20 protein-coding genes are annotated in these 22,322 nt (G+C 69.3%); 13 read left to right on the top strand and 7 right to left on the bottom strand.

The features are described 5' to 3' along the window. Window positions 1-26 precede the first annotated feature (26 nt). The 3 genes from K8P63_RS02675 to K8P63_RS02685 all read left to right on the top strand — a co-directional run bounded on the left by K8P63_RS02675 (window position 27) and on the right by K8P63_RS02685 (window position 2,222). Window positions 27-458 carry a response regulator gene (locus tag K8P63_RS02675; RefSeq protein WP_223798341.1) on the top strand — a complete coding sequence of 144 codons (432 nt, stop codon included), beginning with the start codon at window positions 27-29 and terminating at the stop codon, window positions 456-458. Window positions 459-518: 60 nt separating this feature from the next. Then, window positions 519-1,844, top strand: a complete 1,326-nt coding sequence (locus tag K8P63_RS02680) for an AmpG family muropeptide MFS transporter (RefSeq protein WP_223798342.1) — start codon at window positions 519-521, stop codon at window positions 1,842-1,844. Between the two features lie 102 nt (window positions 1,845-1,946). Beyond that, window positions 1,947-2,222: a hypothetical protein gene (locus K8P63_RS02685; RefSeq protein ID WP_223798343.1), complete on the top strand. Its 276-nt coding sequence runs from the start codon at window positions 1,947-1,949 to the stop codon at window positions 2,220-2,222. Here K8P63_RS02685 and K8P63_RS02690 read toward each other — a convergent pair. Next, window positions 2,215-2,994, bottom strand: a complete 780-nt coding sequence (locus K8P63_RS02690; RefSeq protein ID WP_223798344.1) for an SDR family NAD(P)-dependent oxidoreductase — start codon at window positions 2,992-2,994, stop codon at window positions 2,215-2,217. The genes K8P63_RS02685 and K8P63_RS02690 overlap by 8 nt on opposite strands. Window positions 2,995-3,225: 231 nt before the next feature. On the opposite strand from K8P63_RS02690, the gene K8P63_RS02695 reads away from it, so the two are divergent. Next, the gene (locus K8P63_RS02695) at window positions 3,226-3,630 is read left to right on the top strand and encodes a response regulator (RefSeq protein WP_223798345.1); all 405 of its coding nucleotides are present in this window, start codon (window positions 3,226-3,228) and stop codon (window positions 3,628-3,630) included. A 3-nt stretch (window positions 3,631-3,633) separates the two neighbouring features. On the opposite strand, the gene K8P63_RS02700 is transcribed toward K8P63_RS02695, so the two are convergent. Together K8P63_RS02700 and K8P63_RS02705 are read right to left on the bottom strand one after the other, a co-directional pair. Continuing rightward, window positions 3,634-4,941 carry an EAL domain-containing protein gene (locus tag K8P63_RS02700; protein WP_223798346.1) on the bottom strand — a complete coding sequence of 436 codons (1,308 nt, stop codon included), beginning with the start codon at window positions 4,939-4,941 and terminating at the stop codon, window positions 3,634-3,636. A 5-nt stretch (window positions 4,942-4,946) separates the two neighbouring features. Continuing rightward, window positions 4,947-5,420 (bottom strand): MarR family winged helix-turn-helix transcriptional regulator, encoded by a 474-nt coding sequence (locus K8P63_RS02705; protein ID WP_223798347.1) that lies wholly within the window; start codon window positions 5,418-5,420, stop codon window positions 4,947-4,949. Between the two features lie 170 nt (window positions 5,421-5,590). Between K8P63_RS02705 and K8P63_RS02710 the strand changes: the two genes are divergently transcribed. From K8P63_RS02710 to K8P63_RS02745, 8 genes are all read left to right on the top strand, one after another. Beyond that, entirely contained in the window at window positions 5,591-7,753 is a 2,163-nt protein-coding gene (locus tag K8P63_RS02710) for a prolyl oligopeptidase family serine peptidase (RefSeq protein ID WP_223798348.1), read from the top strand. A gap of 76 nt (window positions 7,754-7,829) precedes the next feature. After that, window positions 7,830-8,336 (top strand): DUF3830 family protein, encoded by a 507-nt coding sequence (locus tag K8P63_RS02715; RefSeq protein WP_223798349.1) that lies wholly within the window; start codon window positions 7,830-7,832, stop codon window positions 8,334-8,336. After that, window positions 8,333-9,646 (top strand): NAD(P)/FAD-dependent oxidoreductase, encoded by a 1,314-nt coding sequence (locus K8P63_RS02720; protein WP_223798350.1) that lies wholly within the window; start codon window positions 8,333-8,335, stop codon window positions 9,644-9,646. The genes K8P63_RS02715 and K8P63_RS02720 overlap by 4 nt, the downstream gene beginning before the upstream one ends. Next, a complete protein-coding gene (locus K8P63_RS02725; RefSeq protein WP_223798351.1) occupies window positions 9,643-10,536 on the top strand; it encodes a bile acid:sodium symporter family protein in 894 nt (297 codons plus the stop codon). Before K8P63_RS02720 ends, K8P63_RS02725 begins: the two co-directional genes overlap by 4 nt. 47 nt (window positions 10,537-10,583) lie before the next feature. Then, window positions 10,584-13,508, top strand: a complete 2,925-nt coding sequence (addB, locus tag K8P63_RS02730; RefSeq protein WP_223798352.1) for a double-strand break repair protein AddB — start codon at window positions 10,584-10,586, stop codon at window positions 13,506-13,508. Beyond that, a complete protein-coding gene (gene addA, locus K8P63_RS02735; RefSeq protein ID WP_223798353.1) occupies window positions 13,505-16,948 on the top strand; it encodes a double-strand break repair helicase AddA in 3,444 nt (1,147 codons plus the stop codon). The genes addB and addA overlap by 4 nt, the downstream gene beginning before the upstream one ends. 54 nt (window positions 16,949-17,002) lie before the next feature. After that, window positions 17,003-17,323, top strand: a complete 321-nt coding sequence (trxA, locus tag K8P63_RS02740; protein WP_223798354.1) for a thioredoxin TrxA — start codon at window positions 17,003-17,005, stop codon at window positions 17,321-17,323. 142 nt (window positions 17,324-17,465) lie between these two features. Then, window positions 17,466-18,689 (top strand): L,D-transpeptidase family protein, encoded by a 1,224-nt coding sequence (locus K8P63_RS02745; protein WP_223798355.1) that lies wholly within the window; start codon window positions 17,466-17,468, stop codon window positions 18,687-18,689. A gap of 198 nt (window positions 18,690-18,887) precedes the next feature. On the opposite strand, the gene K8P63_RS02750 is transcribed toward K8P63_RS02745, so the two are convergent. Both K8P63_RS02750 and lipB read right to left on the bottom strand, forming a co-directional pair. After that, on the bottom strand, window positions 18,888-19,118 hold the full coding sequence (locus K8P63_RS02750; protein ID WP_223798356.1) for a hypothetical protein: 231 nt from the start codon (window positions 19,116-19,118) through the stop codon (window positions 18,888-18,890). A 97-nt stretch (window positions 19,119-19,215) separates the two neighbouring features. Beyond that, a complete protein-coding gene (gene lipB, locus K8P63_RS02755) occupies window positions 19,216-19,872 on the bottom strand; it encodes a lipoyl(octanoyl) transferase LipB (RefSeq protein ID WP_223799700.1) in 657 nt (218 codons plus the stop codon). Window positions 19,873-19,958: 86 nt separating this feature from the next. Here lipB and K8P63_RS02760 point away from each other — a divergent pair, with 86 nt between their 5' ends. Next, window positions 19,959-20,783, top strand: a complete 825-nt coding sequence (locus K8P63_RS02760; protein WP_223798357.1) for a hypothetical protein — start codon at window positions 19,959-19,961, stop codon at window positions 20,781-20,783. On the opposite strand, the gene K8P63_RS02765 is transcribed toward K8P63_RS02760, so the two are convergent. Continuing rightward, window positions 20,753-21,346, bottom strand: coding sequence for a GNAT family N-acetyltransferase (locus K8P63_RS02765; RefSeq protein ID WP_223798358.1), 594 nt, complete (start codon window positions 21,344-21,346; stop codon window positions 20,753-20,755). The genes K8P63_RS02760 and K8P63_RS02765 overlap by 31 nt on opposite strands. Next, on the bottom strand, window positions 21,337-22,182 hold the full coding sequence (gene hemF, locus K8P63_RS02770) for an oxygen-dependent coproporphyrinogen oxidase (protein ID WP_398288318.1): 846 nt from the start codon (window positions 22,180-22,182) through the stop codon (window positions 21,337-21,339). The genes K8P63_RS02765 and hemF overlap by 10 nt, the downstream gene beginning before the upstream one ends. Window positions 22,183-22,322 lie beyond the last annotated feature (140 nt).

Here is a 22,322-nt window from a genome sequence, read left to right on the forward strand (position 1 = left end):
AGGTCGAGCGTGCAAGAGGCAGGTGGATGTTGTTCGGAAAGCGTGAACGCTCGATCAAGCGAATTCTGATCGCCGAGGACGAGCCATTGGTGGCGTTCGACAACGAGCATTCGCTGCGCGATGCCGGCTACGAGGTCGTGGCCACGGTCGATACGGTCAACGCCGCGATCGCCGAGATTGGCGGCGGCCGGGTGGATCTCGTGCTGGCCGACGTCAACCTTTCGGATGGCGGCAATGGCCGCGACGTCGCCCGCGCCGCGAAGGATCGCAACATCCCGCTGGTGTTCGTGACGGGCGCGTGCCCGGATGACGCGCGCTCGCTCGCCTTCGGCTGTCTCGCGAAGCCCTACAGCCAGCGCGACTTGCTCTCCGCGATCGAGGCGGTCGAAGCGACGATCGCCGGCCGCAAGCCCAAGCGCGTCCCGCGCAGCTTCACATTGTTCGGGCAGGCGCAGTAGCGCGGCCAGACGAAGCAGGCGGCGGTTGGCAAGGGCGAGGATGGCGCTATCGTCGGCGCGATGACCTCGCTTCCCGTTCGTTCGCCGATCGCGCCCTATTTCGAACGCGCGCCGCTCGCCGCTTTGTTCCTCGGCATTTCGTCGGGCTTTCCGTTTGCGATGATCGCCGCGACGCTGACGACGCGGCTCGCGCAAGCCGGCATCGACAAGAAAAGCGTGACGCTCTTCGCGCTGGCGATTCTCGTCTATAATCTCAAACCGCTGTGGGCGTGGATGGTCGATGGCGTGCGGTTGCCGCTGATCGGCCGCCTCGGGCAGCGTGTGTCGTGGATGCTGTTGGCCGGCGTGCTGGTGATGGCGGCGGTACTCAACCTCGCTCTCGTCGATCCGGCAGACAGCCTCGCTCGCACCGCTTATGCCGCGATCCTTGTGGGTTTGGCGGGCGCGACCTTCGACATCGTGATCGACGCGTATCGCATCGAATTGCTCGAGCCGCGTCAGCTCGGCGTCGGTGCGGGCATGTCGCAATATGGCTATCGCATCGGCAGCACGGCGGCGGGCGCGCTGGCTCTCGTGCTCGCGGGGCGGATCGGCTGGGCCGGCGCCTATGCCGCGACGATGCTGTTCGCGCTGCCGGCGATGATCGTCGCGCTCGCCGTCGGAGAGCCCGCGCGCCACCGCGAACCTACGGTCCGTCGTGGTGCACGCGCCGCTTTGGCTGCGATCATCGGCCCGTTCGTCGAGTTCTTCACCCGTCAGGGCGCCGGCGCGGCGCTGCTGATCCTGGCCTTCATCCTGTTCCACAAGATCGGCGACACGCTCGCCAATCTCACCTTCCGCCTGCTGTTCAACAGTCTGGGCTTCACCAATGACGAGATCGCATTGTACGACGTCGGTGTCGGCTTCTGGGCCTATCTGGTCGGCATCTTCATCGGCGGCATGCTCTACGCCCGGCTCGGCCTCAAGCGTTCGGTGACGATCAGCCTGTGGCTGATGGCGGTATCCAATCTCAGTTTTGCCGGGCTCGCCGCGATCGGCCACGACAATGCGGCGATGGCGGGCGCGATCGGGTTCGAGAATATCGCGAGCGGCATCGGCGGCGTCACGGTGGTCGCTTATTTCTCGGCGCTGTGCGACCTGCGTTTCACCGCCGCGCAATATGCGCTGATCTCGGCGGGCGCGAGCGTGCTCGGGCGCGTGGTCACAGGAACGAGCGCGGGGCGCCTGATCGATGCGTTCGGCTATGTCGATTTCTATATTTTGACGACGGTGGTCGCGCTGCCCGGCATCCTGCTGTTCTGGCTGCTCGTGCGCCTCGGCCTGGCGGACGACGCGATCGGCAGCGCCGGAACGCGCACCGCCGCAGAGGTCGAGCCGGGCGCCTGAATCCCGCCCCCGCGGGCCTCTGCGACGCAAGCGCTTTCGCGTGCGCCGAAACGAATGGCGCACTGCTCGATAACCTGCTGCAAACGCCTGCCGAACGCCTAAATGGCGCGCATGACTTTCTCGCATCTGGTCGATCCGCCGCGGGTGGTGGACGGCGGCATCCTGTTTACGATGGACGTGCACGATCTGCAGCGCACCGTCTGCATCACCGATGCGGCGCTCGCGCGACTGGCGCCCGATGCGCCCGACGATCGCGCGCGGATGCGGGTGGTGCTGACGATGGTCTCGACATTGGTGGAGATCGCCGGCGCGAAGGCGAGCAGCCTGGAAATGCCCGAGCTGATCGTGATCGACGCCGGCGATCTGCCGGTCACATGATCGTGTCGATCGTGCCGCCGTCGACGCGCAGCGCCGCGCCGGTGGTGGCGGAGGCGAGCGGCGAGGCGACGTAGGCGATCATGTTGGCGACCTCCTCGGTGGTCGCGGCGCGGCGCAGGATCGAACTCGGCCGGTGCGCGGTGACGAAGTCGGCGGCGACCTCTTCCAGCGGTTTGCCGGTTTTCGCCTGTTCGTCGGCCAGCATGGCGGCGACGCCTTCCGACAAAGTCGGGCCGGGCAGCACCGAATTGACCGTGACGCCGGTGCCCGCCATGCGCTTGGCGAGCCCACGCGCGACCGCGACGTCGGCGGTCTTGCTGACGCCGTAGTGGATCATCTCCACCGGGATGTTGAACGCGGATTCGGAACCGATGAAGATCACCCGGCCCCAGCCGGCGCGCTCCATCGCCGGCAGATAGGCGCGCGCCAGCCGCACGCCGGACATCACGTTGATCTGCCAGTGGCGATCCCAGGTCGCATCGTCGGTGTCGAAGAAGTCGGCGGGCTGGAACACGCCGGCGTTGTTGACGAGGATATCGACCTGCGGCGCCGCGGCGACCAACGCCGCGCAACCCTCGGCGGTGGCGAGATCGGCGGCGACGCCATGTGCGCCGTCCCCCAGCTTCGCGACGGCGGCGTCGACCTTCGCCTGCGTACGGCCGTTGACGATCACGCGGGCGCCGGTCGCGAGCAAGGCGCGCGCGGCGGCGAATCCGATCCCGTCGGTGGAGCCGGTGACCAGCGCGAGCTTGCCCGAGCAATTGATGTCCATGATGTTCCTCGTTCGAGACAGACAGAATGCGCGGAAACGCGCGATCGACGCGGAGGTTCGCGGGCCGCGGCCATATCATCCGGAACATAGCGGCCTGTCGCTCGTATGCGGCGAAGGAACCGCGCGGATGCGCCGCTTTTTTTGGAGGACGTACGTCGATCCGGAGGCTTTTGGCCGTTGGCGTGCTTCGGCTCAGGTTATAAGCAATTCATGAGGTTAGATAACAACAGCATGACCGATCCGCTCCGACTCCTGTTCGTTGACGACGATGAGGATATCCGCGCGATCATCGGCATGGCGTTGGGCCTCGACGGCGCGCTCGAGGTGCGCTGGGCGAGCGGCGGTTACGAGGCGCTGCGCATGCTCGAGGATCGGCGCTGGCAGCCCGAATGCATCCTGCTCGACGTGCAGATGCCGGATGTCAGCGGCGACAAGGTGCTGAGCGCGATCCGCAGCGTGCCGCGCGCGGTCGACCTGCCGGTCATCCTGCTGACCGCCAATGTGCGCTCGGGCGACATCATGCGCTATCTTGGGCTCGGCGCGATCGGGGTGATCGCCAAGCCGTTCGATCCGCTGCGCCTCGCGAGCGAGGTGCGCATCATGCTCGAACAGGCGCGGCCGGTGCAAAGCCACTGATCGTCAGCCGCTGATCCGTCGCTGATGGGCGATGGCTTCGGGCGTGCGTTGCGCCGTCAGATACGTGGCGAGCCGATCGAGCGGCAGCGGGCGCGAGAGCAGATAGCCCTGCACCTGATCGCAGCCCATCACCTGCAGCAGCGCCAATGTCGTCGGCGAATCGACGCCTTCCGCAGTCACCTCCATGCCGAGCGCGTGGGCAAGGTCGATGGTCGAGCGGATCAGCAACGGATCGCGCTGGCTGGTCGTCAGGTTCGCGACGAACATGCGGTCGATCTTGAGCTCGGTGATCGGCAATTGCCGCAGGTAAGCGAGCGACGAGAAGCCCGATCCATAATCGTCGATGGCAAGGCGGATGCCGGCCTCGGCAAAGATCTGGAGGTTGCTGAGCGCGCGCTCCGGATCGCCGATCATCGCGGTCTCGGTGATCTCGAAGCCGATCAGCCCCTGCAGCGCGGTGAAGTGGTGCAGCAGCCGCCAGCCATAACCGGGATCGGCCAGCAATCCGCCCGAAATGTTGAGATCGAAGGTGAGCGTATGGCCCATGCGCAGCAGGCGGGCCTGATCGGCGATGGCGCGCCCGACCACCCATTCGGTGAGCGCGGCGATGTCGCCGGTGCGCTCGGCGATCGGCACGAACATTGCGGGCGGCACGTAGCCGCGCTGGGGATGATTCCACCGCAGCAGCGCTTCGGCCGCGACGGTCTCGCCGGAGCGCGCGCGCACCTTCGGCTGGTAATGCAGCTCCAGCGTGTCGTCGCGGATCGCTTTCTGGAGGTCGCGCATCAGCGACAGGCGGTCGGTCGCCGGCATCACGCCGTCGCCGGCGCCGATCTGGACGCGCGCATGGCGGCGACGGGCCGTCGTCACCGCGCGATCGGCGGCCGAAAGCTGCTCGGCGCGGTTGCCTATGCCTGCCTCGACCACGCCGATCGTCACCGCGAGATCGAAGCGATAGTCCGCAACTTCGACAGGGCGGCCCAGCGCGCGGGCGAGCGCCTCGGCGGCGGCTTCGGCGGCGGCGGGGGTCGATTCCCAATCGACGACGACGGCGCCGCGCCCCAAGCGGGTGCGCCCGCATTGGGGCAGCGTGCGGGCGATCTCTTCGGCCAGCCCCGCCAGCATTCGACGCGCGGCGGTGTAGCCGACCAATTCGTCGAGCACGTCGAACCGATCGACGTCCACCATCGCCAGATAGGGCCGCGACGCACCTGCCGATGCCGTGTCATCGGCCGCGCGGGTTGAAGGTGACCGTCGCATCCTCAGCGACCTAGTTGGCGGACCCTTCGATCCCGTTAATTTTGCGTACAATATGATTATTCGATCGGCAGCTTGCTCAGATTGGCGACCATCTGCTGGAGCGTGCGCACCAGCGCATCCAGATCGGTCTCGGGCACGCCTTCGATCGCACGCTTCAACTGGCGATTGACCACCGGGGTGAGCCGCGCAAGCAATGCCGTGCCGCTGGCGGTGAGCGCGACCTCGGTCACGCGATTATCCTCGCGATTGAGCTCGGTCGCGACCAGGCCCTGATCCAGCATGCGTTCGACGATGCGGCTCGCCGTCGAGCGCTTGATGAGCGCGCTTGCGGCCAATGCCCCAATGCTCATCGGCGCCCCTTCGCGCAAAACCGTCATCAGCCGATAGATCGATTTGGTGACGCCGTTCTTGGCGAGCACCAGGCTCATATCCTCGTGATATTTGAAATCCGCATGCGCGATCAAATAAAAGGGCGAGTGCCCCAGGCGGAAGTTGGCACTGCTCGGATCGAACGTCCTGCTGTCTGGCATGCCGTATCCTGCTTCACTTCGGCCGCGTCAGCAACCGTCCACCGCCTCATGTCATGGCGGTCGATTGACCGCGAGGGAATGGCCGATATCATGTGAAAATGGTTGGAACTGGCGTCGATCATGCAGGATCGGCGGTCGATCCACGGAACACATTTTTGGGGGCAAGGCATATGCGGTATGGCGGGATCGTCGCTGGGGCGCTGGCATTGGCCCTTGGCGGCGCGGCACCGGCGGCAGCACAGCCTGCGGTCCCCGCTCTCGCGCCCGCAGGTCTTCTGTCGATCGACATGCTCTATGCCGATCGCAGCATCATCGGCACCTCACCCGAAGGCTATGCCTGGTCGCGCGACGGCGCGAAGCTGGCGTTCCTGTGGAACGATCATGGCGAGGGGTTCCGCGACATCTGGATCGCGGCGGCCGATGGCGCCAAGCGCCAGCTCACCCATCTCGGCGACGATGTGCGCGGGCAGGGACATGCCGGCGTCACGCAGGCGGTGTGGCTGGCGGATGGTCGGATCGCATTCGTGGCGGGGGGCGTCCTGTCGGTAGTCGATGCCGCCGGGCAGGTGACCGCGTGGGAGCCCGATCGGCACGGCGTGTCGCAGATCGCGCTGTCCGGCTCGGGTGACCGGCTCGCATTCCGCGCGGCCGGCGGCCTGTGGGTCAAGGATGTGGCGGGGGCCGCGCCCGCGCGACTGATCGTGCCCGGCGCCGACAAGATCGCGGTCGAGAGCTTCCGCTGGAATGCCAGGGGCGACCGGCTCGCCTTCGTCCAGACCGACGATCGCGCGGTGCGCCAGGTCGAGATCGATTACGATGCCGGCGGCACGACGCATCACGACACCGTGACCCGCGCCTTCCCCGGCGACCCGCATTTGCAGATCGTCAAGATCGGCGTGATCGCGGCGGAGGGCGGCGCGCCGCACTGGTTCGCGCGACTCAACGATCAGGATCCCGTATGGGATTACGGCCTGTCCGACGACGGGAGCCGGCTGTTCGTCAGCACCAGCGATTTCCGCATCAAGCATCACTACATCTACACGTACGACGTCGCGAGCGGGCAGCGGGCGACCTTCTACAGCTTCGCCGATCCGATCCAGATCCGGCCCGACTGGCAGGTGGCGTGGGCGCCGGGCGACAAGGGGCTGATCCTGCTCAGCAACCGCGACGGCTACAATCATCTTTACAGCCTGCCCGCGGCCGGTGCGGCACCGCGCCAGATCACGCGCGGGCCGTGGGAGATTGAGAGCTTTACGGTCGATGCCAAGCGCCGCATGCTCTATTTCACCTCCGATCAGGCGGCCTTCCAGGAGCGGCAGGCCTATCGCGTGCCGATCGCGGGCGGTGCGGTCGAGCGGCTGACGAGCGCGCCGGGCACGCACGCGCCGGTCTATTCGCCCGACTTCGGCCATGTCGCCGATCGCTTCAGCGACGACCTGACCCCGCCCGAACTCTATGTCGCGCCGGTCGCCGCGCACGCGACGTTCGCGCGCGTCACGCACTCGCCGCTGCCCGCCTTCGCGCAGCAGCGCTGGGCGACGGTGCGCTACGTCGACTTCCAGAGCCACGTCGATGGCGCGCCGCTCACCGCGCGGCTGATGCTGCCGGCGGACTATCGGCCCGGCCGCCTCTATCCGGTCATCGTCGGCTCGGTCTATTCGGACGCGGTCCACAATCAGTGGGGCGGTCGCGTCGCGCATGCCACGTGGGGGCTCGACCAGTTCCTCGTCGATCACGGTTATGTCGTCATCAATCCGGGCATCCGTGGCAGCTTCGGTCGCGGCAAGGAATGGAACCGGCCGATGAACGAGAGCTACGGCAATCTCGATATCGACGACATCCAGGATAGCGCGCGCTACCTGATCGATCGCGGCATCGCCGATCCCAAGCGCATCGGCCTGTGGGGATCGAGCTATGGCGGGCTGATGACGACGATGTCGCTGTTCACCAAGCCGGGATTCTACGCCGCCGGTATCGCGGGTGCGCCCGCGACCAATGTCGGCCATGCCTTCCCCGAGCAGGAATGGATCGCGGGTGCGCCCGACGGCCCGTCGCAGCCGGCGCTCTATCAAAAGGAATCGCCGCTTTATCATAGCGATGGCCTCGCCGATCCGCTGATGATCATCCACGGCACGCGCGATCAGGTGGTGCTCTATGCCGATACGATCGCGCTCGCCCAGCGGCTGATCGCGAAGGAGAAGATGTTCGAGCTGGTGACCGTGCCCGGTTCCAACCATCCATGGGACATGGAAAATCTTGTCCAGACGCGCTTCACCTACAAGAAGATCGTCGACTTTTTCGACCGCCATCTGATGCCGCAGGCGGCGCATTGACGCTCATGCGGGCTTCGCTTACCCCGAGCATTATCGCGTGAATATGGTCGTATCGGCCGCGCCTCGGGGGAAGCAGATGGACGCCAGCGACGGAGCCACGACGCGCCTCGTGCGCCTGAGCGAGCCGCGCTCCGGTCTCGACGTGCGCGTGCGGCTGCTCGACGATCTGGCGCCGCATAACGCCGAACTGCTGTGGGCGCTCGCCGGATTGGATGCGGCGCATGCCGGGATCCATGCAATGTGGACCGGCCCGGAAATCTCGTTGCCGATTGCGGGCGATGCTGTGTTGCCCGATCGCGATCTCGCCGCCGTGCCGCTGGAAAACGCCACCAGTTTTCCGCAGGCGGGCGACATCGCTCTGGTGTGCGCGAAACGCGGGACGTGGCGCGACGGGCCGCCCTTCGACCTGCTCGACGTCGGCTTGTTCTACGCATCCGGCGGCCGGCTGCTGATGCCGATGGGCTGGATCATGGGCAGCATCTGCGCCCGCATCCTCGACGAGGATCTCGATGCCGCCGCCACCGCCTGCCGCGCCATCCGCGCGCAGGGTGGCTGCCAGATCACGATCGCGCGAGCTTCGTGAAGCTGGAGCCGCTCCGACCGGATCGGAATGCGGGGCCGGAACTCGCCCCGCCCTGGGGCGCGCGGATGCTGGCGCCGGAGCGTGCGCCGCTGCGCGAACATGGCCGCGCGACCGTGGCGATCATCGGCGGCGGCGTGGCGGGCCTGTCCACCGCGCTCCACCTCGGCGGGGCTGGCCTGTCGACGGTCCTGCTGGAGGCCGAGTGCATCGGCGCGGGTGCTGCCGGCAGCAGCGCCGGCATCGTCGCGCCGCAGCCCGCGCGCGCCGCGCCCGACGCGATCCTGCGCCGGCTGGGGCCAGAGGCGGGCGCGGCGATGCTGCAGCTGATCGGCGGCAGCGGCACCTATCTGTTCGATCTTATTGCGCGCCAGGGCATCGCCTGCGACGCGGTGCAGGCGGGCTTCCTCGCGCCGATGACGGCATCCTCGGCGGCGCAGACGCTGGAGCGTCGCGTCGCGGCATGGGGCTCGATCCGCACCGACCTGCGCGTGTGCGATGCTGCCGAAACCGCTGCGCTGACGGGGTGTCGCGGCTATCGCGCGGCCCTGCTCGATCCGACCGGCGGCGCGCTCGATCCGGTGCTGTACCTGCGCGGCCTCGCCGATCGGGCGGAGGCGGCGGGAGTGCAGATCCACGAGCGCAGCCCCGTGATCGGAATCGAGCGTGCTGGGCGCGGCTGGCGGCTGTGGACCGGATCCTATTCGCTGCTCGCCGATCAGGTCGTGCTGGCGGCGAACGGCGGCAACATGGCGTTGCGCGCCGAACTGGCGGGCACGGTATTGCCGCTGCCGGTGATCGAGGTCGCGACCGAGCCCTTGCCGCCGGAGATGCGCGCCGTCGTGCTGCCGGGAGGGCACAGCATGACCGATCAGGAGCCCGACGTCTTCTCGATCCGCTACACTGCCGACGGCCGTCTCATCACCGCGCTGCCCGGCGGCAAGACGCTCGATCCCGAGGTGATCGCCGCGCGCGTCAACCGCCGGCTGAAGGCGATGCTGGCGAGCTACCGTCCGCTCCGGCTCGACCATGTCTGGCAGGGGACGGCGTGGGTCAATGGCAGCCTGATGCCGCGGCTGGTGCGGGTCGATCGCGGCATGATCGCGATCCAGGCGTGCAACGGGCGCGGCCTCGCGATCAATACCGTGCTGGGGCGCGAAGTGGCGCGGACGCTGACGCGCGGTGCCGAGCCTTTGCTCGCGCTCGAGCCGCCGCGTCCGGTCGCGGGCTTCGTGCTGGCGCGGCACCTGCCGCGATTGCTGATGTCGTCGGCTTTGGTCGCCAAGCGCATCCGGAGCGCCATCGGCCGATGATCGACGCGGCGATGGCGATTGCGGGCGGCACGCTCCTGCCTATCGCCTTGTGGCTCATCATGTTTGCGATGGGCACCGGGCTCGTCGCCGCCGACTTCCGCCACATCGTCACCAACAGCCGGTCGTTCCTGCTCGGCGTCGGCAGCATGCTGCTATTGGTGCCGGCGGCCGGCATTCTCTACGCGGTCCTGCTGGCGCCCGGCCCGGCGCTGACGATGGGGCTGATCCTGCTTGCCACCTGTCCGGGTGGTATCCTGTCGAACCTGCTGACCGATCTCGCGCGCGGCAACGTCGCGCTGTCGGTGTCGATGAGCCTGTTCGTCAGCGTGATCTATGTGTTCACCTTGCCGTTCATCGCGGCGTTCGGGCTGACGTTCGTCTATGGCGCGGCCCACGTCGTGCCGGTGCCGATCCTCGATTCGCTGTCGCGCATCATGATGGTGACGGTGGTGCCGGTCGCGACGGGCATGATCGTGCGTGCGGTTCTGCCGCGTCTGGCGCTGCGCTTCGGGCCGCCGGTCAAGACGCTCGCGACCACGGTGCTGGTGATCGTGTTCCTGATGATCGTCGTCCAGCAATGGGCGACGCTCACCCGATCGCTCGGCGTCGTGCTGACCGTGGTCGTGCTGATGAACGTCACCAATGTCGGCCTGGCCTTGCTCGTGTCGCGCCTGGGCGGGCTGCCGCGCGGCGACCGGGTGGCGATCACGATGGAGCATATCGTGCGGCAGGAGGCGACAGCGATCTTCGTCGCGGTCACCCTGCTGCACCACGAGGACATGTCGCTGCCGATGATCGTCAACACCTTCGTCGGCATGGCGGTGGGTGTGCCGCTGGTCGCGTGGCTGCGCGCGCGCTTCGGCAGCGCGGAGCCCGCAACGGCATCCTGACGATAACGCGTTTCAAATAACGCCGCCGATCCGCTAGGCCTGCGCCCGTGTCCGCAGCGCCCCGCGTCTACACCATCCCGATCCATCGCCCGTTCGCCGATGCGCTGGCGGCGGGATTGCTGGCGCGCGCGGGCGGCGATCGCATGGCACTCGCCCGCACGACCTTGCTGCTGCCCAATGCACGCGCGATCCGCACGGTCACCGATGCGTTCGTGCGGCGTGCGGGCGGTGGGCTGTTGTTGCCGCGCATGGCCTCGATCGGCGACCCGGAGCTGGACGACCGCGTCGGCCCACTGCTGGAGCCCGTCGGCGCGGATATTCCGCCCGCCATCGATCCGGTCGCGCGCCAGCTGATTCTCGCGCGGCTAATCGTCGATGCCGATCCGGCGGTCGAGGCAGCCGAGGCTGTGCGGCTCGCCGCCGACCTCGCGCGCACGATCGACCAGATGGTGGTCGAGGAAGTGGCGCCGCACGCTTTGGCCGACGCGGTGCCCGAGGCGCTGGCCGAACATTGGCAGGGCGCGTTCGCGCGGCTGCGGCTGGTGCTCGATCGCTGGCCGGCGGAGCTGGCACTACGCGGACGCATCGATCTGTCGGAACGACGCAACCGACTGCTGGTCGCGACCGAGGCGGCGTGGGCGGCATCGCCGCCGCAGGCGCCGCTGGTGGCCGCCGGCATCACCGTCGCCGCGCCGGCAGTGGCGCGACTGCTGCGGCGGATCGCGCGATTGCCGCAGGGGATGGTGGTGCTGCCCGGCCTCGATCGCGCGATGCCCGACGCGGAGTGGGAGGCGCTTGCCCCGGCGGGCGAGGGCATGCGGCCGATCGAGACGCATCCCCAGCATGCGCTGCGCCTGCTGCTCGACCGGATGGGCGTCGCGCGCGGCGAGGTGCTGCCGTGGCGCTTCGGCGGGGGCGGCGGCGCATCGGCGGCACGTGGCCGCGCGATCCACAATGCGATGGCGCCCGCCGCCTTCACCGACAAATGGGAGGGGCTGCCGCCGCGCGCGCGCCGCCTGTCGGGCGTCCGCGCGCTGGAGCTCGCCAATCCTGCCGCCGAGGCGCAGGCGATCGCGATCGCGCTGCGGCAGGCGATCGAGACGCCGGGCTGCACCGCAGCACTCGTGACGCCCGATCGCGCGCTGGCGACGCGGGTGGCGGCGCATCTCGCGCGCTGGGGCATCGCCGCCGACGACAGCGCCGGCCGGCCGCTTGCGCAGACGCCGGCGGGCACGTTGCTGCTCGCGATCGCCGAGGCGGGGGTCGAACGGTTCGCACCGGTGGCGTTGCTCGCCTTGCTCAAGCATCCGCTGGTGGCGGGGGGCGGCGCGCGGATCGACTGGCTCGGCCGGATGCGCACGCTGGATGCAGCGCTGCGCGGGCCGCGCGCGGCACCGGGGCTGGACGAACTCAGCCGCCTGCTCGGCACGCACCGCCGCGCCGCCGCCGTTTGGGAGGATGTACGCCCGCTGCTGGAGCCGCTGGCGGCAGCGTTCGCCGAGGCGCGTGCGCCGCTCGCCGCGCTGCTGGCGGCGGTGCGCGAGGCGGCCGGGCGGCTCGCCGGCGATGCCGCTTGGGCAAAGCCGGCGGGGCGTGCCGCCGCCGCCTTGCTCGAAAGCCTCGAGGCGGCCGCACCCGACGGGCCGGCGCTGGTGACCGTGGCGGGCTTTCCCACCCTGCTGCGCACGATGCTGGAGCAGGTGGCGGTGCGTCCGCCGCAGGGCGGCCATCCGCGCGTCGCCATCCTCGGCCTCATCGAGGCGCGGCTGGCGCAGGCCGACCTGGTGGTGCTGGGCGGGCTCAACGAAGGCGTGTGGCCGTCGTTGCCCGCGCCCGACCCGTGGCTCGCCCCCGCGATCCGCGCCGCGCTCGCTTTGCCGGGGCTGGAGCGCCGCATCGGTGTCGAGGCACAGCAATTCGCCGCCGCTCTGGGTGCGCGCGAGGTGCTGCTGACCCGCGCCCGCCGCGATGCGCGGGCGCCGGCGGTCGCCTCGCGCTTCTGGCTGCGGCTGCAGGCGATGACCGGCGGCATCACCCCGGCGCGCATGCTCGCCCGCTGGGCGGAGCTGCTCGATCATCCGGGCGAACTCGCGCCCGCCGAACGCCCCCGGCCCGCGCCGCCCGCCGCCGATCGGCCGCGCCGCATCGCCGTCACCAAGCTCGACCGGCTGAAGGCCGATCCCTTCGCTTTCTACGCCGATGCGATGCTGCGCCTGCGCCGCTGGGACGGGGTCGATGCCGATCCCAGCGCGGCGTGGCGCGGCAGCGCGGTGCATCGCGTGTTCGAGGCTTGGATCGGCGAGGATGGCTGTGACCCAACGCGCCTGCTTCCCCGCGCCGAGGCTTTGCTGCGCGAAGGCGCGGTCCATCCGGTGCTGCGCGCTTTGTGGGCGCCGCGCCTGATCGAGGCGATCGAATGGGTCGGGGCGCAGGTCACGACCGATCGGGCCGCGGGCCGCACCCCGATCGCGGCCGAGCGCAAGGGCGCGCTGACGCTCGGCGAGGTCGAGCTTTACGGCACGGTCGACCGCGTCGATCGCCTGCCCGGCGGCGGCATCGCCATCGTCGACTGGAAGACCGGCAAGCCGCCGACCAAGCGCGCGGTGGCGGGGGGCTATTCGATGCAGCTCGGGCTGCTGGGGCTGATCGCCGAGCATGGCGGCTTCGGGGACGACGTGGCGGGGCGGCCCGAGGCGTTTGAATATTGGTCGATGGGTGCGGGCAAGGATCGCACGCTCGGCTATCGCGAAAGCCCGGTCGGCCTGAACACGCGCGGCGAGGGGATTGATCCGGCCGAGTTCACGACGCTCGCCGCGCGCGTGCTCGCCGGCGCGGTGGCCGAATATCTGACCGGCGACGCCCCGTTCGTCGCCAAGCTGCACCCCGAATATTCGCCTTATGGCGACTATGACCAGTTGATGCGGCTCGACGAATGGTATGGCCGCCTCGCACGCGCGGAGCCGCAGCCATGAGCGGCCGGCTGTCCCCGCTCCAGCGGCTGGAGGGGCATCAGGCGGCGGCGTCGCGGCCCGATGCACAGGTGTGGTTGTCCGCCTCGGCCGGGACCGGCAAGACGCACGTGCTGACCGCGCGCGTGCTGCGGCTGCTGCTCAACGGCGCGCCGCCCGAGAGCATCCTGTGCCTGACCTTCACCAAGGCTGGTGCTGCCGAAATGGCCGAGCGCATCCAGGCGCGACTGGCGCGCTGGGTGCGGCTGCCCGACGTCAAATTGCGCAAGGAATTATGGGCGCTCGACGAGCCACGCAACGACGATGCGGTGGCGCGCGCACGGCGGCTGTTCGCGCGCGTGCTGGATGCGCCGGGCGGCGGGCTGCGCATCCAGACGATCCATGCCTTCTGCCAGACCTTGCTCGCGGGCTTTCCGGCCGAGGCGGGGCTGACGCCCGGCTTCCGTCCGCTGGAGGGGCGTGCCGAGGCGGCGCTGGCGCGCGCCACGCTGGCCGAGCTGCTGGCCGATGCCGAGCGGAATGGCGATCTCGGCCTCGGCCGCGACGTCGCCGTGCTCAGCCGGCGGCTCGGTGAGCAGGCGGCCGAGCGCTATCTGCGGCTGTGCGCGCGTGCGCCCGATGCGCTGGCGGCGCTGGGCATGCGCGAGGGGATCGAGGCGCGGACGCGGACCGCGCTGGACGTGCCGCTGGGCGACGTCGAGGCGGCGATCGAGGCCTCCTGCGCCGACGACGCGTTCGATTGCGCGACCTTGCACCGGATCGTCGGCGCGAACCGGACGTGGGGCACCAAGACCGGGCTGGAGCATGCCGATCTCGGCGCGGCATTCCTCGCCGCCGATGCGCCTGCGCGCGCGGCGATGCTGGGCGATCTGATCGGTCTTGCCCGCACCAAACAAGGCGAACCGCGTTCGTTCGGCGCGAAACTGCTCGGTTGCGACCCCGATCATGGCGGCAATTGCGAACGGCTGGCCGAGGCGATCGATCGATTGCTGTCGCTGCGCAGCCGCGCCGCGCTGGCGGCCGATCTGGCCGCCGGGCTGCGCGCCGGCCAGACCTATGCCGCAGCCTACGCCGTCGCCAAGCGCGCGCAAGGCGCGGTCGATTTCGATGATCTGATCCGGCTGACGGTGGCGTTGCTCGACCAGCCGGGCATCGGCGCGTGGATCCGCTTCAAGCTCGACCGGCGCACCGATCATATCCTCGTCGACGAGGGGCAGGACACCAATGTCGCGCAGTGGAAGATCGTCGATGCGCTCGCCGACGAATTCTTCAGCGAGGATCCGGACGAATTGAGCCGCGCGGTGCGGACAATCTTTTCGGTCGGCGATTTCAAGCAGGCGATCTTCGGCTTCCAGGGCACGAATCCCTATGCCTTCGCCCGCGCACGCGAGCATTTCGCACGCGCCGCCGAGGCGGGCCGGCGGACGATGGAGCGGTTGAGCCTCGATCGCTCGTTCCGCTCGACCCCGCCGGTGCTGGAGCTGGTCGACACTTTGATCGCGCGGGTCGGGGCCGACCGGCTGGGCCTGCTCGACGCCGCCGAGCCGCACCGCAGCGCCAAGGCGCATCTGCCGGGCATGGTGAGCCTGTGGCAGCCGGTCTCGCTCGACATCGCCGAGGATGCGGACGATGTCGGCGAGGAAGGCTGGATCGACGATGCGCAGCGCTTGTTCGCGCAGAAACTGGCCGAGCAGGTGCGCGACTGGCTCGACGCGCCCTTGTGGCTCGCCGGGCGCGAACGGGCACTCCGGCCCGAGGATGTGCTGGTGCTGGTGCGCAAGCGCGGCGCGCTCGCCTCGCTGATCGTCGCGCGGCTGCATGCCGAGGGCGTGCCGGTGGCGGGCGTTGACCGCCTGCGGCTGGATGCGCCGCTGGCGGTGAAGGATCTGATGGCGACGATCCGCTTTGTGCTCCAGCCCGAGGACGATCTCAACCTCGCCGGCCTGCTGGTCTCGCCCTTGTTCGGGCTGGACCAGGACGCGCTCTACGCGGTGGCGTTCCGGCGGCCGGGCAGCCTGTGGAGCGCGGTCGCCGACGATCCGGCCTGCGCCGAGGCGGCAAGCGGCCTGCGCCTGCTGCTCGCGCGCGCCGATCTGACCACGCCCTATCGCTTCCTCGAAGAGATCCTCTCGGGCGCGCGCGACGGGCGTCGGCGGCTGATGCGCCGGCTCGGGCCGGAGGCGCGCGACCCGATCGAGGAATTGCTCAACGCCGCGCTGACGTTCGAGCGCGAGGCGACGCCGACGCTGCAGCGCTTCCTCGACTGGTTCGATCGCGACGAGATCGAGGTGACGCGCGATCCGTCGGCGCCGCTCGATGCGGTGCGGGTGATGACGGTGCATGGCGCGAAGGGGCTGCAGGCGCCGCTCGTCATCCTCGCCGACGCGACCGGCGATCCGGATATGGCGCGCGCCGGCACGATCGACTGGCCGATGGCGGACGACGATGGGCCGGTGCCGGTGTTCCGCCCGCGCAAGGCCGAGCTTCACGGCACGCTGGCCGATGCGCTGGCGGCGGCGCAGGCACGCGAGCGCGCCGAGCATTGGCGATTGCTCTACGTGGCGCTGACCCGCGCCGAGGAGCGGCTGGTGATCGGCGGCGCGCTCGGGCCGCGTGCGCGCGGGGTCGCACCGGCGGAAAGCTGGTATGCCGAGGTCGAGCAGTCGATGGCGGCGCTGGGAGCGGAGCCGCTGGCCGATCCGCGCTGGGGCGCGCGCCGCGATCATGGCGTCGCCGCAGTGCCGACCACGCGTCGCGCGGCGCCCGCCGCCGTCGCCGCAGCGTCGACCGTGCCCGACTGGCTGCGCGCGCCCGCGCCGGTCGAGCAACGCCCGCCACGCCCACTGGCGCCCTCGTCGCTGGGCGAGGACGATGTCGCCGATCCGCCGCCCGGCCCCGCCGCGCGCGCCGCCGCCGAGCGCGGCCGGCTGCTCCATGCGCTGTTCGAACGGCTGCCCGCATTCCCTTCGGCCGAACGTGCGGCAGCGGGTCAACGCTGGCTCGAGCGATCGGCAGGCATCGCCGATGCCGCCTTGCGCGAGCGATTGGTGACGGATGCCTGCGCGATCATCGCCGAGCCGCGCTTCGCCGAACTGTTTGCGCCCGACGCGCTCGCCGAGGCGCCGATCGCGGCGGTGCTGGCGAACGGCATCGTCGTCGCCGGTACGGTCGACCGATTGCTGGTGACCGAGGATCGCGTGCTGCTGGTCGATTTCAAGACGGGGCGGCGCGTGCCGCTCGACGCCGCGGATGCGCCGACGCATCACCTTCGCCAGATGGCGGCCTATGCCGAGGCGCTGGCGGTGATCTTTCCCGGACGCGCGATCGAGCCGGCGTTGCTCTACACCGCCGGCCCGCGGCTGATCCCGCTCGCGCCCGAGCTGCTGGCGGCGCACAAGCCCGGCTTGGGCCTCGCAGAGCAAAAGCTGGGCGCAGACGGTTGAGTGCGCGCCGCGCGCTGCCTACATCCGAGGTCAGGTTTTTACGGAGATTGCGTGATGGCGACCAAGAAGATCACCGACACCTCGTGGGACAATGACGTGCTGAAGGCCGATGGGCCGGTGCTCGTCGATTTCTGGGCGGAATGGTGCGGGCCGTGCCGGATGATCGGGCCGGCGCTCGAGGAATTGTCCGACGAGCTGGGTGAGAAGGTCACCATCGTCAAGCTCAACATCGACGAGAATCCCGATGCGCCCGGCCGCTACGGCGTGCGCGGCATCCCGACGATGATCCTGTTCAAGGACGGCGCGCCGGCAGCGACCAAGGTCGGCGCGGCGCCGAAGAGCCAGCTCAAGGGCTGGCTGGAAGGCGCGCTCTAAAACCCGACGGCGCGACCCAACGCACGAGCGGCCGGCGGTTTCCAGACCGTCGGCCGTTTTAATTTTTGCTGTTGACAAAGCGCCAAACAGGATCGGCCCCCGGCATCGGACGTTGTGTCTGGCAGATGTCAGGGAGCGTTCGATGGCCGGCCCAGCGCGTTTTGCCGCTCTTGCGCGGCTAGGATTGATGGTCGGTGGCGCGCTTGCTGCCGTGACCGTGGATGTGGCGGCGATCGGCGCGACGCCGAGCGACGTGACGCTCGCTCCTGCTGCGGCACCGGTCGAGGCGCGCTGGAATTCCGATGCGCTCGCCAAGCTCGTCAAGGTGATCGAGCATGCCCGCGACGAGGGGCTCAACCCCCAGGATTACAATCTGGCGGCGCTGCGGCAGGCGATGTCGGGCGGCACCGGGCCGGCGCTCGATACGCTGGCGGACGCGGCGGCGCTGACGCTCGCCCACGATTATTATTTCGGCCGGGTGAGCGATCGTTCGGCGATGGGCTGGATGATCCAGCGTCCGCAATATGAGGCGGCGCAATTGCCCGAGCGGCTCGCTGCTGCCGTGCGCGACGGCTCGATCAAGGATTTCTACAAAGCTCTGCTGCCCGCCGATGCCCGCTACGGCGCGCTCCGCGATGCGCTGGCGAGCGCGCCCGATGCGGGCGCGCGCGACCGCATCCGCGCGAACATGGAGCGGTGGCGGTGGATGCCGCGCCGGCTCGGCGACGACTATCTCTACGTCAATGTGCCGAGCTACCGGCTGCAGGTGATCGATCACGGCACGTCGCTGGCGAGCTACGACGTCGTGGTCGGTGCCAAGGACATGCCGACGCCTCTGCTCGCGTCGCCGACCTCGTCGCTGGTGGTCAATCCCTGGTGGAACGTCCCGGCGAGCATCGTCAAGCGCTCCAACCTGCGTCCGGGCGCGGCCGGCTTCCAGTTTAAGCGCACGTCCGACGGCTGGGCGGTGCGCCAGCCGCCGGGGCCGCGCAATGCGCTCGGCCGGATCAAGTTCAACCTGATCAACGATCAGGCGATCTACCTGCACGACACGCCCGCCAAGCGCGCCTTCGGCCGCGACGAGCGCGCGCTCAGCCACGGCTGCATCCGGGTGAAGGATATCGACCAGCTCGCCGCGCAGCTGATGCAGGATGGCGACGGCGGCGCGCGACTGGACGAGGCGCTGGCGAACACGTCGACCGAAACGCTGCCGCTGCCGCGCACGTGGCAGGTCTATATCGTTTATTTCACGATGGACGCCGATCCCGCCGGCGGCGATCTGGTGAGCTACGGCGATCCGTATGGCTATGATGCGCGGATCATTGCGGCGCTCGATGGACGGCCGCTGGAGATCGCGTCGCGTTAGGCGCCAATCAAATTCAAATATATGCCGTCACCCCAGCGTAGGCTGGGGTCTCGTGCGGCGCGCGTCGCGCCCGATAGCGGGAGATGCCAGCGTTCGCTGGCATGACGGATGTGGGAAGCGGCGGCGGCTCCGGCACACGTGAAAAGGGCCGCCCGGACGATCCGGACGGCCCTCCAAGCACCTCTGAGAAGGCGCAGCTTACTCCATGTTGGAGGTGTTGCTGCCCATCATGCTGTTGTCCGCCATGTTGGTGTCCGTGGCGTTCATGTCCGTGGCCGACATGTCGTTCATGCTGCCTTCGGCGTTCATGTCAGTCATCGAGACGTTCTCGCTGACGTTCGTCGTCTCGCTCTTGCCGCAAGCCGAAACGGCCAGCGCGGCGGCCACGACCATCGCCGCAGCGCTGGTCTTCTTGATGATGTGACGCATGTTCTGACTCCCTAGTGTATGATTTGGTGGGGCTTGCTTTACCATGTCCCAAATCGGTGGTGACCTTACCACATCGCGTGAACGCCTCAAGGGCCGATCACGTTTCGCCAAGTGACTGGATAAAGGTGCCGAATCCTTCGGCAAGGGCCTGATCGACATCGTTCATCGCGGCTCCGCGCGCAAGCGCGGCGAGGCTCGTGACCGGATAATCGGCGATTCCGCACGGCACGATCGCGTCGAAATGCGTCAAATCGGGCGCGACGTTGAGCGCGAAGCCGTGCAGCGTCACCCAGCGGCGTACCCTCACGCCGATCGCGCCGATCTTCGCCTCGCGCCCCTGTGCGTCGTCGACCCAGATGCCGATCCGGCCCAGCGCCTTGCGCGCGTCGACGCCGAGCGTCGCCAGCGTGCCGATCAGCCAGTCCTCCAGCCGCGCGACGTAGCAGCGCACATCGCGCCCGCGCGCGGCGAGGTCGAGCAGCACATAGCCGACGCGCTGGCCGGGGCCGTGATAGGTATAGCGGCCGCCACGGCCGCTCATGTGCACCGGGAAGCGGCCGGGCTCGATCAGTTCGTCGGAAACCGCGCTGGTGCCGGCGGTCAGCACCGGCGGATGCTCGAGCAGCCAGACGAGCTCGGGCGCGCCGTCGTCGCGGATCGCGGCGGCGCGTGCCTCCATCGCCGCCAGCGCCGCGGCATAATCGGTGAGGCCGGGCGAGACGCGCCATTCGATGCTGGAGAGCGGGGGAGCCATGATCGCCCATGTGCGGATTGCGGCGTGACGACGCAAGCAAGCGCTCGATTGCGTTTGGCGGCCGGCCCCGCGATAACGCGCCGATGTTGCCCGTCACCTCCCGTATCTCGATCGAACAGGCTTTCCAGTGGGTCCAGCGCTTCTCCGCGCGGGAGTGGCGGCTGCTCGTGCCGGTGGCGTTCGCCTTCATCGCGCTGCCGCCTTTGCTGTTCGACGCGATCGTGCCCGATGGGGCGTGGCGCACGCTCGCGGCGGGGCCGTCGGCGGATCTGCGGCCAATGCTGGCGGCGGCGCCGTGGCTGATGCCGCTGTCGCTGCTCGCGACGCTGATCTGGGTGTTCGGCGGGCTCGTCGTCACCGCGATCGGGCTCGTGCCGCGCATCAGCGTGCAGGAAGCGATCGTGCTCGCCTTTCGCCGCCTGCCGTTGCTGGTGGTGGCGATGCTGCTGGCGGCGGTCGTCGTTATCCTGGTCGCCACGGTGGCGGCGGTGCTGATCGGCCTTGCGCGCGTCGATGTCATGGCGATGCAGGGCCTGCTGGTCGGCGTGATCCTCGGCGCGGGCCTGTTCCTGTCGGTGCGGCTGGTGCCGCTGATGCCGTTGCTGGTGGAGCGGCAGATCGGGCCGATCGCGGCGTTGCGGCTGAGCTGGGCGCTGACGCAAGGCGCCTTCTGGCGGATCCTGCTGGCCTTGCTGCTCTATCTCGTCGGCGGCGGGATCGTCGTGCTGGCGCTCGGCACTGCGATCAGCGCGACCCTCGTCATCCTCGGCGGCGCGGCGGGATCGGCGGCTACGGGCACGTTGATCGCCGCCATTCTCATCAGCGCCGGGCGTTCGGTCATCAGCGCGGGCTTCCACCTGCTGGTGGTGTCGCTCTACCGTCAGCTCGCGGTGGCGAGCAGGGGGATCTGAGGCGCCGCATCGCGCGGCAGCACGCCGAGCAGGCGCGGGTCGGGGAAGGTCTCGACATGGCGCCGCGCCGGCACGAAGCCCTGCGCGCGGTAGAAGCCGAGCGCCGACGGATGGTCGAGCGAGCCGGTGCGCACCGATAATTGCGTGACGCCCGCGCGCCAGCCAAGCGCCAGCGCGTGCGCCATCAGCCAGCGGCCGTGGCCGCGCCCGGTCAGCTCGGGCACCAGCGCCAGATAGGCGATCGCGCACACGTCGCTCTGGCGAAAGTCGAGCTCGAGCAGGCCGACTTCGATCCCCTGCCGGTCGAGCACGGCATGCACCGCCACCGCTGGATCGTGGATCACCGCGCACAAGGCTGCGTCGTCCAGCAGCAGGCGCGAGAACCAGAGCCACCTCTGCCCGACGCGGCGGAACAGCGCACGATAGGCGTCGGCCGTCGGCTGCCGCCAATGGACCAGTCGCAACGGCGCGGCGGGGAGCGGGCGCGGGCGGGGCCGCTCGGTCATCGCCAGCGTGGTGACGACCGTGGCGAGTTGGTCCGCGCCTACCGGGATCAGGCCCACGTCGCGACGGGCGGCAGGCTCATCAGGATCGCCTCGGGATCGTGGCCGGTCTTGAGGCCGAACAACGTGCCGCGATCGTAGACGAGGTTGAACTCGGCATAGCGCCCGCGATAGGCGAGCATCGCCGCGCGCGCCGCGTCGTCGGCAGCCATGCCCATCCGCCGCCGCACGATCCGCGGGAAGACGTCGAGGAAGGCGTCACCGACGTCGCGCACGAACGCGAAGTTGCTGGCGAAATCGCCCTCCAGATGGTCGAAGAAGATACCGCCGACGCCGCGATGGGCCTTGCGGTGCGGGATCCAGAAATAATCGTCGGCCCACGTCTTCATGCGCGGATAGTCGCCCGCGTCGGGATGCGCTTCGCATGCGGCACGCAGCGCGGTGTGAAAGTCCTCGGTATCCTCGGCATAGGGCAGAGGCGGGTTGAGATCGGCCCCCCCGCCGAACCAGCGCTTGGTCGTCACCAGGAAGCGGCAATTCATGTGCACCGCCGGCACGTGCGGATTGGCCATGTGCGCGACGAGGCTGATGCCGGTCGCGAAAAATCGTGGATCCTCCGCCGCGCCGTTAATCGTGCGCGCGAAATCGGGGGCGAAGCGGCCGGCGACGGTCGAGACGTTGACGCCGACCTTCTCGAACACGCGGCCCTTCATCAGGCCTTTCATGCCACCGCCGCCATCGGTGCCGTCGGCATCGATCCGCTGCGAGGGGGTGTAGGCGAAGCGCGCGTCGCTGCCGGCCTCGCGCTCGATTGCCTCGAACGCGGCGCAGATGCGGTCGCGCAATCCTTCGAACCAGTCGCGAGCGGCCTGCTGCTCGGCATCGAGCGCGATCAAGATGCGGTCCTCATCGCCGCGCGCGATGCGCCGAAGCCATCCGCAAGGCAAGTATGGCGCAGCTTGTTGAGAGCGCTTCGCAAAAGCCGAAAGGGATTGGCAAAGCCGCGACGCGGCGGCTATCAGCGAATGAACCGCCG

This window comes from Sphingomonas nostoxanthinifaciens (assembly GCF_019930585.1).
Classification (GTDB): Bacteria; Pseudomonadota; Alphaproteobacteria; order Sphingomonadales; family Sphingomonadaceae; genus Sphingomonas_I; species Sphingomonas_I nostoxanthinifaciens.